General features: G+C 62.8%; 8 protein-coding genes and 3 pseudogenes. 2 read left to right on the top strand and 9 right to left on the bottom strand.

The genetic code is table 11. The features are described from left to right. Positions 1-158: 158 nt before the first annotated feature. Positions 159-512, top strand: coding sequence for a restriction endonuclease subunit S (locus G7066_RS16680; protein WP_244303082.1), 354 nt, complete (start codon positions 159-161; stop codon positions 510-512). Between the two features lie 13 nt (positions 513-525). Then, a pseudogene (locus G7066_RS18070) lies at positions 526-3715 on the top strand (type I restriction endonuclease subunit R). Positions 3716-3723: 8 nt separating this feature from the next. On the opposite strand, the gene G7066_RS14885 reads toward G7066_RS18070, so the two are convergent. The 9 genes and pseudogenes from G7066_RS14885 to G7066_RS14860 all read right to left on the bottom strand — a co-directional run bounded on the left by G7066_RS14885 (position 3724) and on the right by G7066_RS14860 (position 14180). Further along, on the bottom strand, positions 3724-7260 hold the full coding sequence (locus tag G7066_RS14885; protein ID WP_166331783.1) for a DEAD/DEAH box helicase: 3537 nt from the start codon (positions 7258-7260) through the stop codon (positions 3724-3726). A gap of 61 nt (positions 7261-7321) precedes the next feature. Then, positions 7322-8848, bottom strand: a complete 1527-nt coding sequence (locus G7066_RS14880) for an amidase (protein WP_244303077.1) — start codon at positions 8846-8848, stop codon at positions 7322-7324. After that, positions 8845-9441 (bottom strand): M20/M25/M40 family metallo-hydrolase, encoded by a 597-nt coding sequence (locus tag G7066_RS18065; protein WP_425280740.1) that lies wholly within the window; start codon positions 9439-9441, stop codon positions 8845-8847. The genes G7066_RS14880 and G7066_RS18065 overlap by 4 nt, the downstream gene beginning before the upstream one ends. Then, positions 9399-10121, bottom strand: coding sequence for a M20/M25/M40 family metallo-hydrolase (locus G7066_RS18060; RefSeq protein ID WP_425280739.1), 723 nt, complete (start codon positions 10119-10121; stop codon positions 9399-9401). Before G7066_RS18060 ends, G7066_RS18065 begins: the two co-directional genes overlap by 43 nt. Next, a complete protein-coding gene (locus G7066_RS16665) occupies positions 10118-10513 on the bottom strand; it encodes an MFS transporter (protein WP_244303076.1) in 396 nt (131 codons plus the stop codon). Before G7066_RS16665 ends, G7066_RS18060 begins: the two co-directional genes overlap by 4 nt. 329 nt (positions 10514-10842) lie before the next feature. Further along, positions 10843-11532 (bottom strand): annotated as a pseudogene (locus G7066_RS14870) (MFS transporter); the annotation flags it as partial. A 254-nt stretch (positions 11533-11786) separates the two neighbouring features. Beyond that, positions 11787-12569: a LysR substrate-binding domain-containing protein gene (locus G7066_RS14865; protein WP_244303074.1), complete on the bottom strand. Its 783-nt coding sequence runs from the start codon at positions 12567-12569 to the stop codon at positions 11787-11789. Continuing rightward, a complete protein-coding gene (locus G7066_RS16660) occupies positions 12554-12712 on the bottom strand; it encodes a LysR family transcriptional regulator (protein WP_244303072.1) in 159 nt (52 codons plus the stop codon). Before G7066_RS16660 ends, G7066_RS14865 begins: the two co-directional genes overlap by 16 nt. Positions 12713-12963: 251 nt before the next feature. Next, positions 12964-14180, bottom strand: a pseudogene (locus G7066_RS14860) (glycerate kinase). Positions 14181-14201 lie beyond the last annotated feature (21 nt).

Below are 14201 nucleotides of genomic sequence, written 5' to 3'. Positions count from 1 at the left end.
GTTTGCCGGCGTGTGACGTTGGGTACGCGGATACTGTGCTTCCTGATGAAATCAAGAGCAACAAGCAGCTAATTGAGTCCCCTCTTGTGCTCGTGTCAAAGTTAAATCCGCGCATTCCGCGCATTTGGGCCGTTGATCCAGTGCCTGAAGTGATGTCCGTGAGTTCGACTGAATTCGTTCAACTTGTGCCGAGAAGTGACTTGGGTGTTGGTGCGCTCTGGGCGGCGCTTCTCGCTCCATCATTCTCAACTGCATTGCTTGAATACGTCGCTGGTACCACGGGGAGTCATCAGCGCGTGCGTCCGTCAGACATGGGGCAAGTCAAAGTGCGAGATATTCGAACCCTCAGCGAGGTGAATGGCACTCTGCTCACCCAGTTGTGTCGTCTGCACAATGAACGGATGGAAGAAAACCGCACTCTCGCCGCAACGCGAGACGAACTACTGCCATTGCTGATGAGCGGCAAGATCACGGTGAAAGACGCGGAGCGTCGCGTCGAGAAAGAGGTGTGACGTGTTTCAGAGCATGAATGAAGACGCGCTGGAAGAGTACGCGCTGCAGAGCCTCGACGCGTACGAGTGGACGACTCTGCGTGGTGCCGACATCGCTCCGGGGTCGGGCGAGCGTGAATCCTGGCGAGACATCGTGTTGCAGGGCACGCTCATTCGAGCGCTGCGCAACCTGAACCGCGAGGTGCCGACTGAATACCTGCAGCAGGCGGCCGCAGAGGTTCTGACTCCGCAGTCGCAAGACGCGATCACCGAGAACTATCGCTTGCACCAGATTCTCGTTGGCGGCTACCGCGGTATTACCTACGTCGACGCCGAAGGGCGTGAGGTGAACCCCACGATCACCTTCATCTCGGCCGACCCGATTAAGAACCTGTACCACGCGGTAAACCAGGTCACGATCCGCAATCGTGAACGCGAGCGGCGCTTCGATGTGGTCACCTATGTCAACGGGCTGCCGCTCGCGATCCTCGAACTCAAAAAAGTGGGCAGCAAGCAGACCAGCGCCGAGGGTGCCTTCAACCAGCTGCAAACCTACCTCAGCGAGTTTCCGATGGCCTTCCGGTTTGCGGCCATCGTCGTTGCAAGTGACGGCATAGATGCTCGATACGGCACCCCCTTCACCCCTTGGCACCACTTTGCGCCCTGGAACGTTGACGATACCGGTGCACCACTCGCCATTGGTGAAACAAACGCAGACGGTGAGCTCGCGTTCGAACTCGCATCAACTCTCAGCGGGCTCTTCAATGTGGAACGATTTGGGCAGATCCTGCGCGAGTTCATTGCCTTTGATGAGACCGAAAAGGGTCTCGTCAAGCGCGTTGCCAAACCCCACCAGTACTTCGCGGTCACAAAAGCGGTTGGGAGCACCGTCAGCGCCGTTGACAGTGACGGCCGTGCCGGCGTGGTGTGGCACACACAGGGTTCGGGCAAGTCGATGGAGATGGAACTCTACGCGGCGCAGATTATGCGCCACCCACGGCTCGCGAACCCGACAGTGGTGGTGATTACTGACCGCACCGAGCTCGACACCCAGCTTTTTGACTCCTTTCAGATCAGCACACTCTTGCCGGAGCAGCCGCAACAGGTCGCAAGCCGCGAATCACTTCGCCAGCAACTGTCTGAACGACGAACCGGTGGCCTCTATTTCACCACTCTGCAAAAGTTCGGGCTCACTCAAGACGAGCGTGATTCGGGGGCGGATCACCCACTGCTGAGCGACCGCCGCAACATTATCGTCATGGCAGACGAGGCGCACCGCAGCCACTACGACAGCATTGACGGCTATGCCGCTCACCTGAAGAATGCTCTACCCAATGCGACGCTCATCGCATTCACCGGCACCCCGATTGCAGAGGGCGAGCGCGATACCCGCCGTGTGTTCGGTGACGATATTGACGTCTACGACCTGCACCGCGCGGTGGAAGACGGCGCAACCGTGCCCGTCACCTTTGAGCCGCGACTCATCACCCTCGAACGCGCAGAGGGGCTTGACGACGAGGCCATTGATGACGCGGCAGAAGAAGCTACGAGTGGCCTTGATGAGGCAGACCAGGATCGCCTGCAAAAGGGCGTCGCAGTGCTTGAAACGGTGTACGGCTCGAGCAAGCGCCTCGACACGCTTGCCGAGGACTTCGTGAAGCACTGGGAGACACGTCGGGGCAACATGAGCCCCTATATCGGGGCCCGGCAAAGCGATGATTGTCTGCGCCACCCGATCTATCGCCGCAGATCTCTATGAAAAAATCGTGGCGTTGCGACCAGACTGGCACAGTGATTCCGATGATGCAGGCAAGATCAAGGTCGTGTATACGGCAACCCCGGCAGACACCGCCACGATCAAGAAGCACATGCGCAGGCCGAACGCGACAGCCGCAATCAAAAAACGCCTAAAGAACGCCGACGATGAACTTGAGATAGTGATCGTCAAAGACATGATGCTGACTGGCTTCGATGCCCCTGCGCTGCACACGGTCTATATCGATCGGCCGTTGCGGGGTGCCCTGCTCATGCAGACCCTCGCTCGGGTAAACCGCACCTTCCGCGGCAAAGAAGACGGGCTGCTGGTGGCATACGCGCCGCTCGCCGAAAACCTGAAGACCGCGCTCGCCGAATGGACCCGCAACGGGGACAAGACGAATGACGGCTCCGCTGGCCAAACCGCGGCTCAGGCTGCCGAGATCGTGTACGACATGCTCGAGCAACTGGGCGAGCTGGTCGGCGATGAGTGGCGAGGCATCTACAACGCCGACCCGAAGCGAGGGTGGATCGAGGCGATAATTTCCGTTACGAATGCGCTCCGCGCGCCGGCTACACCGGGCAATGTGGACGCCGAAGACCCGACCTTGCGCCCGTTAGCTGAAAAGTTCAGATTGCTCTCTGCAAAACTGGCACGTGCGTGGTCGCTGGCCGCAAGCATTTCAGACCTCGAACGGGTTCGCCCCGACGTGCGATTCTATGAAGAAGTTCGTACGTGGATGGCGAAGCTTGATGCGCAGGATCGAGTGTCGAGGGGTGAGCCGATCCCCGACGACATTCGACGCAGGCTCGGCGACATTGTTATCACGTCTGCAGACTCCACCGGAGTGCTCGACATCTACCGCGAGGCGGGTCTTGAGCGACCAGACCTCAGCGCGCTCACCCCGCAGTGGCTTGCGGAAGCATCGAAACCCAGCAAAGCGCAGCTTGCCATTGAAGCGCTGAAAGCTGGGCTGAACGAGGAATCGCGCCGCGTGACTCAGGGCAACGAGGTTCGGCGTAAGCTCTTTTCTGCTCGCATCAACGAGCTTATGACCCGTTACACCAATCAACAGCTCACGGCTGCGGAGGTCATTGCTGAACTCATCGAGATGGCGAAAGAGGTGGTTGCCGAGGCTGACCGTGGCAAGCAGTTCACGCCGCCCCTTGAGCGTGACGAGCTCGCGTTTTATGACGTTGTTGTTCAGAACGAATCGGCCGTTGACGTGATGGGTGACGACGTATTGGCCGAGATCGCACGCGATCTTGTCAAGACCATGCAACGTGATACGAGGACCGACTGGACGGTGCGAGAAGACGTGAAGGCAAGGCTGCGTGCGAACATCAAGCGACTGCTTCGTAAGTACGGCTATCCACCGGATAAGCAGCCGCTCGCGATCGCGCAGGTCATGGAACAGATGGAAGCGTTTGCACCGCGAATTGCGCAGGAGCGGGAGGAAGCCGCATAGCCGCACAACTACTCCAACAGCCCCCGAATGTCTTCGGCAGTGAGTTTCGCCGAGCCCGATCCGCCCCCGTCGCCCATCACGCTCGCGAACAGCGCGTCTTTGCCCGCCTTCAGCGCCATCACCTTTTCTTCGATCGTGTTCGTCGCGACGAAGCGATACACCATCACCTGTTTGGTCTGCCCAATGCGATGGGTGCGATCCACCGCTTGCGCTTCAGCCGCCGGGTTCCACCACGGATCGAGCAGAATGCAGTAGTCGGCCTCGGTGAGATTCAGTCCAAAACCACCGGACTTCAGACTGATGAGAAACACTGGCGCGTCGCCCTCGCGAAAGCGCTGGATCACACTCGCGCGTTTTGTGGTCGCGCCGTCGAGGTACTCGAATGCGATTCCCTCGGCACTCAGGCGCTCGCGCACACTGCCGAGAAACGTGGTGAACTGGCTGAAAATAATGGTGCGGTGACCCTCGGCAATAATCTCGGTGAGCATCTCCGCCAGCGCATCGAGTTTGGTTGACGGCACGCCCGCGTGCTCCTCGTCAACGAGGGCAACGTCAAGCGCCGCCTGCCGCAGCAGCGTGAGCGAACGAAAAATCTGGAAGCGGTTGCCGTCGAGATCTTCCATCAGGCCCAGCACCTTTTGCCGCTCCCGCTGCAGATAGGTGTCGTAGATCGCCCGCTGCGAGGGGTTCAGATCGAGCGCCAGCACCTGCTCCTGTTTCGGCGGCAGCTCGGTGGCGACCAGCTCTTTTGAGCGACGCAGCATGAGCGGTGTAATGCGCCGCTTGAGCTGTTCAAGGCGCTCAGAGTTGCCGTCTTTTTCGATCGGCTTCTGGTAATACTCGGTGAAGTGGGTCGGGTTGCCAAACAGCCCTGGCGCGGCAATCGAAAACATGGACCACAGTTCCATCAAGTTGTTTTCCATCGGCGTGCCGGTGATCGCGAGCTTAAACGGCGCGCGTAGCAAGCGGGCGGCGCGGTAGGTGCTCGACAGGTGGTTCTTGGCAAATTGGGCCTCGTCGAGGATCAGCCCGGCCCACTCAAGCTCGTTGTAGTGATCAAAATCGATGCGAAACAGCGCATACGATGTGAGCACCAGGTCCGCATCACCGACGAGCGTGCGCAGCTCAGTCTTGTTGCGGGCGACCGTACCGTCGAGGGTGACAACTGAAAGCGACGGCGCGAACTTAGCGGTTTCCGCGGCCCAGTTGGCGACAACGCTGGTGGGGGCCACCACCAGGAAGGGTGAGTGGCGGGCCGCCCGATCCTGAACCTCCTGAACCTGCTGAGCCGCCTCTGCCGCCCGGCCCGCCTGCCCCGCGCGCTGCTCAACCTGCCTGCTCACCAGCGCGAGCGTTTGCACCGTTTTGCCGAGCCCCATGTCGTCAGCGAGCACACCGCCGAGCCCGTTTTCGTAAAGAAACGTCAGCCAGTCGTAACCCTCTTGCTGGTACGGCCGCAGCTTGGCCGTGAAGCCCGCGGGCAGAGGCTGCCGGGTAATGCTCGCGTGATTCGAAAGCTTCGAGACCAGCTGCCGCCACGCATCAACCTGCTGCGTTGCGATGCCAAGCTCCTCAAACTCGTCCCAGAGGCCCGCTTGAAACCGACTGAGCGAAATGGTGTCGCCGTGCACCTCGCCGAGTTTGCGCGCCTCTTCAATGAGCGCGCGCAGCCGCTGAAACCGGTCATTCTGCAGCGAACAAAACGTGCCGCTGGGCAAGACCAGATAGGGCTCGTCGTTCGCGAGGGCCACAAACAGTTGCTCAAACGGCACTTGTTCGCCGTCGACCGTTACCTCGGCCACGAGATCGAACCAGTCGCGGTCGCCGTCACGCTCGATTATTGAGAGGGTCACCTCTGCCGGAGTCTCAGATTCGCGGTAGTCCGGGATCGCGGGGTCGCGCACGATCCGCACTCCTGTGAGCCCGGCAAGCCTGGGCACCTCCTCGACCAGAAACGTCACCATCGGCATGCCGGTGAGAGTGGCGGCCTGGTGCAGCGACGCGCTGGTGCCGTCGGGCATAGTGATCGGGGCGAAGGTCGATCCACCCTCGAGCAACATGGGATAGCGGTGATAGGGGATCCGCAGCGACGAGACAATCGTGCGTTCTGCACGTTGATCACGAGCGCCCGGCTGCGCCTGGCCGTCTGTTCCGACGTACTCCCACTCCCAGGCCAGCGTGATCGTGGTGCCGGCTGCGCTACCGCTGCCGCCACCCTGCCCAGCCGTGATGCTCAACACAAGCCGCGGTGGTGCAATTTCGGCGATCGTGAGACTCTCGTCGGTTGAGACTACCGCGATGCTGCGCTGCAGACTGGGCACGTATTCCGCTGCGAAGCGGTCCACGTCCTTTTTCGGCACGCTCACCGGTTTTGCCTGCGTGAGCAGCGCCTTTACTTCCTCGGCGATCGGCTGCGAGAGGCGAGCAAGGGTGATTTGGTAATTTTTCAGATTGTCGCCCGAACCCTGCCACACAAAAATGCCGTGGGCCGGGCTGCCGAGGTACCCCACCTGCTCGCGCGGCAGGGTCGTGTCGCCGAGCGTGACGTGCGGCTGCAGCTTCAACCCGCGCGGGCCCGCGACCGCATTGATGTTCACTGTGGCCCTGGTGTGCTCGATGGCGACCGGCGGTGCACCCTTTTTGCTGTTCAGAGTCGGGATCGCAAGCTGCGCACCCTGCTCAAGAAATGGCCACAGCAGCGGACTATCGAGGGTGTCGAGCATGATCCAGTTGGCGTCGGTGCTGTAGTAGGTATCGGGATCAGACGCCTTGGCGAGCTGATCGATCGAGCGGAACCAGGCGAGCTGCGTCTCGTCTGCGGTCGTCGCGAACTCGTCGCCGTAGATGCGCGCCCAGTTGACGCCGGTGCGCACCCAGTTGCCGCTGTCTGCGCGCAGCACCGGCCGCATGCCGAGGCGGTATGGTGAGGCGCTGCGTTTGCCCGTGCGGGTTCGGCGGCGCGGGATCGGGTGCTGTTTGGGATCGAGCAACTCAAACTGCACGGCGAGGGCGGTGTGATGCGCGGAGTCGGTGCTGTCTGAGTTGGTCGCTTGGGCGATGGGGGAGAGAAGACGTTCCCACGGGGGCAGCGTGGGTTCGGCCGGGGTCGACCGGGCGAGCTGGCTCGATGCTGAGCTGTGGCGATGCGGTGCCATGTCTTGCCCGAACAGCAGCAGCGGTTGCTGTGCCTGTTGCGTTTGGCGATGCTCTTGCCAGTGGGTGAGAGCATTGTTCGGCATCGACGCGGCCTGCGCCCCCTGCCTGTCGTGCAGAATCTGCAGCAGCACAGCTGCGCCGTGTTTGCAGTTTCCGGCGACGGGGCAGGAGCACATGGTCATGAGCGGGCGCTGCCAGCCAGCGTCGGTGAGCGCGAACGTCACAACGGTCGTGTAGGGGCGCGGAAGGGTCCCGGCCACCCTCGACGTGACTGCGTTGCCCGCTTTGCTGACCGTGGGCTGCCCGACTTTGTTCTGCCGCTGCAAGACACGACCTTTTTCGAAGGCCTTGGTGCCCACGAGAGCTACGACCGTAGAAACGGAGAACATGTTCATATTCTCTCGTATCTTTGTTGCGCGGCGGCGCGGCTGTGCAGTTGCGCGCCTCAGATTAACCCGCGGTGGGGTAAATACGATCTAGGTGTGCAGGCATCCCCACAAGCGCCTCGATCGCCGACCCAACGCGAAACACCATCGCCTCGTCAAACGGATGCCCCACGATCTGCACCCCGGTGGGCACACCGACGCTCGAGACTCCGCTGGGCACCGACAGCACGGGGCAACGGTTTGCTACGTTGAAGGGGCTGGTCATGTGGGCCTCCCAGTAGTGGTCGAGGTGGCGCACATTGCCGTTGCCGTCAACGACGTCAATGCCGTCGAGGTAGTCGCCCGCCGCGTCGAGCATCTCGACCGCCTGCGTCGGCGTCAGCAGCGCATCGAGCCCCGTCATTGCATCGGCGAGTTCGCACTGCAGTGCTGCGTCCAGCGCGAGAGACTCGGGTAGCGAAACGCCCTGGGCAGCGCGTGCCGCATCTGCGATGAACTGCCCCGTGTAAGCGGCGAGCTGATCCTCGGTGCCCGCCGTGAGCGCAGCCATAGCCGGACCCAAAATGTGACCGAAGTGAGCGAAGGTTGTGCGGGTAATCTGCTCGGTGGTCCAGGGCAGGATCACGGGAACGATCTCCGCTCCCGCCGCCTCCAGTTGCCGGGCGACCCGCTCGGTGTTTGCTCGCACGCTCGCTGCCACCGGGTAATCACCGAGTGTCAGGTCGAGCCCGATCCTCAAACCCCGCGCTGCCTCGGGGCCTCTGAGCTGTTCGGCATCTGGGCGAATCCCGTTCGCACCCCACGAACCGTGGTCTAGGGGATGGCGTCCGCTCATGACCGCCGACAGCAGCGCCGTGTCTGCAACCGTCCGACCCATCGGTCCGTCGCCTCGGTACCAGTCCGCGGCGAGCGGCGGCAAGCCCGGAACGCGACCGTAGGGGGCCTTGTAGCCGACGGTGCCGGTGAAACCCGCTGGAATCCGCGTGCTACCAGCAATGTCGGAGGCTGTTGCTAGTGTCGCCATACCGGCCGCGAGTGCGGACCCAGCCCCACCCGAAGACCCACCGGGGGAGGCAGCAAGATTCCAGGGGTTGCGGGTCACACCCCAGATAGGAGAGTGGGTGACAGTAGCGCAAGAGAACTCGGGCGAGGTGGTGCGCGCGTGGATCAGGCCGCCAGCGGCGAGAATGCGGTCGACAACCGGGTGATTGGCGTGCGCGGTTTCTCCCCGGCAGGCGGTGAGACCCTGGCTTAAGGATCGGCCGGCGAGACCGTGCTTCTCCTTTGTGACCACGGGGATCCCGAGCAGCGCTGGCGTGGGGGTGCCTTCGCGGCGGGCGAGGGCGTAGGAGTTGTCGGCAACTCGGGCAGCGGCTATCGCGTCATCGAACAGCAGTTCGGTGAACGCGTTAATGCCGGTGTTTCGGTCGCCATTCACCGCGTCAATGCGGGCGATGGTGGCGGTGAGCAATTCGCTGGGTGCGAGTGTGCCCGCGCGAAATGCCGAGAGAGCGTCGGTAGCGCTGAGCGATGTGAGTTCGCAGGCGGAGGCGGAAGCCATTTGGGCCTGCGAAAGTTCGGTCGTTGTCATGCCGAGGCCAGCGCTTTCGCCGTGTTAGCCGCAGCATCGGAATCCGCAAGTGCCCCACCCAGCATGCGCCATGCAACCTCGGTGAGCATTTCGACACCCGCGACCATGTCTTCATCACGACTGAACTCGCGCTCGCAGTGGCTGACCCCGTCAACCGAGGGGATGAAGAGCATGACGGTTGGGGCGATCCTGTTCATCGCGACCGAGTCGTGGCCCGCCATCGTGCGAATGCGGCGCGCACCCAAACCGAGATCCGCGGCGACCTGTTCGGCGAGCGCGATCCCCGCCTCGGGGTAGTGCTGGTTGTCGCGCACGTCGAAGTCGCGCGCGTTGATGGTGAGTCCGGCTGCTGCTGCGATCTCGGCGATCTCTTCGAGCAAGTGTGCGCGCGCCGCGAGCACCACCTCTTTGTCGGCCGCGCGCAGGTCGGCGATGAGGTGCACTCGGCGTGCGACCACGATCGGGGAGTTGGGCTCCAGCGTCAACTGCCCCACCGACGAGACCAGTGCCTCGGGTTCGAAGTGATCCGTGACCTCGTGCACCTTCACGATCACCTTCGCGGCCCCAACGAGTGCGTCGTGCCGATCAGCCATCGCGGTTGCCCCGTGTGCGACTGCTCACCCAGCACCTCAATATCGAGCTTCTGGGTGTACCAGCTGTAGTCGACCGCGCCGATCGGCGTTGCTTCGCGCTCGAGAATCCGGCCCTGCTCAATGTGGATCTCCGCGTAACCGGCAATCTCTGGCCTGGCATCCGTTCCGAGGTAACCGATCTCGCCGAGCGCTTCGGCTACAGAAACGCCAGCGAGATCCCGAACCTGCAGCATCTGCTGCTCATCCATGAGTCCCGCGAACACGGAACTCCCCATGATGGAAGGTGCAAAACGGCCGCCCTCCTCGTTGAACCAGTTGACGACGGCGAGGTTCACCTCGGGTCGCGGCCCGCCCGCCGCAACCCGCTGGGCAATGCGGTCGGCCGCGTGCAGCGCCGCGATCACCCCATAGGCGCCATCGAAACGGCCACCGAGCGGCTGAGAATCGAGGTGGGAGCCGAGCAGAATGTGTGGGGCACCCGGCTCGAACTCGATGAGCGCAAACTGGTTTCCGATCCCATCCACCCGCACCTCCCAGCCGCGCTGCTGCGCGAAGGCCCGAAACCACTCGCGCGTCAGACGGTCCTCTGCGGTGGCGGCTTGGCGATCCACCCCCGCGTTCGGCGTGGCACCGATCTTGGCGACCTCGTGAAAGTCGCGCAGAAATGAAGTGGCGCTCATGAGTCGGCTCCTCGTGTAGTCCGCCTCTTGAGCGGGTGGGTTTCGGGGACATTGGTGAAAACAAGAATGAGAAAGACGATCGCCGCGGCGATGGCCACGTAGATGCCGGGGCTGGCGTTCATGCCGGTCGCGTCGACAAGCCAGGTACCCATGAAAGGTGCGGTGCCGCCGAAGATCGCGTAGCCAACGTTGTAACTGACGGCCGCTGAGGTGAAGCGGGTGCGTGTTGTAAAGATCTCGACGAAGAACGTGTAGCAACCGCCGCCGTAGGTGCACAGGCAGAGCACAAACAAGAACTGGCCGAGCAGTGCGAGCACGAGGGAACCGGAGGTGACCAGCATAAACGCGGGCACAGCGAGCACCGCAATAACGAGGGAACCTGCGATAAGCATGGGCTTGCGGCCAACCCGGTCGCCCAGCACACCCCGAGTGGAAGCACCATCGCATACAGCAGCATGGCGGCGGCGTTGATCAGCAGTGACTGCTCGCGGCTCAGCTCACCCGCGGTCTGCACGTACGACACGAAGTAGCCGGTGAGAAAGTAGAACCCCATTGCCGTGAGACCCATCACCAGGATCACCTGCAGCATCTTCAGCCAGTTCTCGCGGAAGGCATCGCGAATGGGAGTGTGTTCCTCGCCCTCTCGGCTGGCCTGCACCTCTTTAAATGCTTCGGATTCTTCGGTGCGCGAGCGGATCCACAACCCAAATAAAGCGAGGGGCAACGCGAGCAAAAATGGCACGCGCCAGCCCCAGGCTTGAAAGGCATCGGCGCTCATGTTGCTTGAGAGAGCGAGGATCAGCGTGCCGCCAACAACCGAGGGCAGCGCCGTCGCGGCCAGCGTGATGTTGAGCCAAAACCCGCGGCGATTCTTCGGCGCGTGCTCGAACACAAACGCGGGCGCACCGACCGACTCACCACCGGCCGAGAACCCCTGCAGCAGTCGACACAGCACGAGCAGGATCGGCGCGACCACCCCGATCTGCGCGAAGGTCGGCAGCAGTCCGATCGCTGCAGTTGCGCCTCCAATGGTGAGCAGCGTCACATAGAGCACCGGGCGCCGACCGTAACGATCACCGAGAGCCCCGAAGAAGAGACCGCCGAGCGGACGGATCAGGAAGGCGACCCCGAACGTCGCAAACGTTGCGAGCAGCGCGGCGACGGGGCTCTCTCCCGGAAAGAAGAGCTGCGAGAGGGTGATCGCCGACAGCCCGTAGAGACTGAAATCGTAGAACTCGATGAACTGCCCGACACTACCGGCGAGCAACACACGCCGCTTCGTGCGGTCGAGTGCGCGCCGCTCGACAACGGGCAGCGGGCCGGTGGGAATGTTGACGGGGTCGGTGGCGGGTGCTTTTGTGGGTGCTGCCGCTGCGACGGTCTCGCGCGGTGGGTCGGATTGAAGCGTCATTGCGTTCTCCTGGGGTGTGCCTGTGGGTGAGGGCGGTGTGGATCACGGCATCGTTGCCGGTTCGATCGGCTTGAAAGCCGGGGCACTCCCCATTTTCAGGGTCGGCGAAGCTCCCGTCGAATGGAGATGTTCGTTGCTTCGCATCGACAGAATCGATGTGACTTGTGTTGCAGGCGGCTCCATAAAGAACACCAATTAATCCGTAGAACCGCAGTATTGACCGAAAGTATGCAGTTCTTGGCGTGATCGGTGTCCTATTGGTGGACGAGGGGCGGCTCACCTTCCGACCCCAAACACACCGCCTCAAAAGCCAAAGACTTACGAGTGGGATAGTTGCCCGTGACCCGCACAAGTGACGCCTCAGTGGGCGGTAGAGGATCCGAGAGCCGCAGAGGCACAACACGTTCGCCCGCGTAGGTCATGCCGTGATCCACCCAGTGATTGAGCACCGAGTAGCCGTGCCCGAGGGCCACAAACGAGCGCACGGTTTCGTATCCGAGCGAGACGTGACGCACGCGGGGTGTGATCCCGAGCTGTTTGAAGAGAGCCAGGTAGTACTCGCGAGTGTGCGGCAGGTTGAGCAGCACGAGTGGTTCGTCCGCGAACTCAGAGAGGCTGACCTCGCTCCGCCCGGCGATGGCGAGCGGGTGGTGCTCCGGCACGATGATGTGTGGGGCAACCCGCTCGACAACCCTGCGGGTGAAGCGCTCGCCGACACCGAGGTCGTACATGAGAGCCACCTCGCAGTGGCCGTCCAAGAGGGCCTGTTGCAGAGTGCCCTGGTCGCCCTCCAGAAACACCAGATTGACCTCGGGGTGCAGCCGCTCGAACTTCTGCAGCAGCGCGGGCGCGCGAAACGGGGCGAGCGGTGCGTAGATTCCCACAACAAGCTCACCCGTGAGCGTCGGGGAGTCCTCGCGAACGGCGCGGGAAATGAGCGACGCCTCCTCAAGAAAGGCACCACTGCGTGCAAGCAACGTCTGCCCGGCGGGCGTGAGCCTGAGGCCGCGGCGCGGCAATCTCACAAAGAGGGGCACCCAAGCTCAGCTTCAAGCTGTGCGATGGCGCTCGAGAGTGTTGACTGCGTCACGTTGAGCTCGGTCGCAGCAGCAGTCATGTGCTCAAGCCGAGCGACCGTCGCGAAGTAGCGCAGTTGAACGAGGGTGAACGACGATGTCATGGCGTCATTCTTGCAGGCTCTCGCCCGGCATGCTCAGCAGAACCCGATACACTCGATGGTGCCCGGCCCGGTGGCACTTGGCCCCGTGGTGCCCGGCCCGCTTGGCGCCCCTCAGCACCCCCTGCGAAAGCTCGGCTTTACATGTATTTTGGGCACCAAATCCTGTAAAAATGAGCCTTCGCAGGGGCGAGCTCGCCTGGGTGAGGCGGCGGGGGTGAAGTGGCGGGGTTGGGGTGCTAAGCCGGGTGGAGTCAGTCGGGCAGGATCAGGCCGCAGACCTGGGCCGAGGTTTCAGTGAGAAGCTCGAGACAGTTTGTTTGCAACTCAGCCAACGATGCCGGACCCTGGGCAATGGAAAATGCCGCGGCGAGGCCCGCCTGACGGGTCTCTGCTGCTGTGAGCGCCACGGATCCCGCGACCACAACGACGGGCACCCGTCCAGCCGCAGCGGCGAGCACACTCGACACCACCTTTCCATCGAGCGACTGTGCGTCGAGGCGGCCCTCGCCGGTCATCACAAGGTCAGCGTGGTCGAGCAACTCGGGCAGCCCCACAGCTTCGCTGACAAGCTCGGCACCAGGTACCAGCTCAGCGCCGCAGAGCGCCACGAGTCCGAGGGCAAGCCCTCCCGCGGCTCCCAGGCCGGGCATGTTCAGCAGGGGTTCGACGCTTGGCGCACCCGCACCCGCACCGCCGACCACCGAATCAAGCTCCTCACAAAGCACAGCGGCGAGTCGGTCGAGTCCGGCATCGATCACAGCCACCTCTTCAGAACTCGCCCCTTTCTGGGGCCCAAAGACAGCGGCTGCACCCCTTGGCCCAGTCAGCGGATTGTCAACATCGCAGGCGATGCGCCAGCGAACAGCCCGAGCGCGCGGGTCGAATGCGGCGAGGTCGATCCTCGCCAGCTCAGCCAACCCGCGAGCGCCCGGATCCACCTCATCCCCACACGCATCCAGCAGCCGCGCCCCCAGCGCACGCAGCATACCCGCGCCACCGTCACTTGTGGCGGAGCCGCCGATGCAGAGCAAGATCTCATCGACGCCCGCGTCGAGGGCTGCAAGGATCAGCGTGCCCACCCTGCGGAGTCGGCGTCGAGTGCCTGTAGCGGCTGATCCAAAACAGCGGGAAGGCCGTTGGCGTCGGCTGCCTCAATGATGGCTAGACGGCCAGCGAGGTTGCGATTCACGCTGCTGACCGATCCCGAGCCGTCAAATCCAACCCGTCCCGTGCGCGGCCTACCGAGAGCATCACTGGTCGCGACCTCAGCGACCCTGCCACCCCAAGCGGCAACGAGCGCGTCGAGCGTACCCTCGCCACCGTCGGCCAACGGCACCTCGACCACGTCGCGGGCGGCAACGAGCGCGGAGCGAACCCCGCGAGCCAGGGCTCCAGCTGCCTCCACGGCAGAACAGCTGCCTTTGAACGAATCGGGCGCGACAACGACCTTGAGTGCTGCTCTGCTCATGCTCGAAAGGGTACCGCGTCA

It is taken from the genome of Leucobacter coleopterorum (genome assembly GCF_011382985.1).
Lineage (GTDB): Bacteria > Actinomycetota > Actinomycetes > Actinomycetales > Microbacteriaceae > Leucobacter > Leucobacter coleopterorum.
The sequence above is the reverse complement of the archived record's forward strand: the minus strand, read 5'-3'. Positions and strand labels throughout refer to the sequence as shown.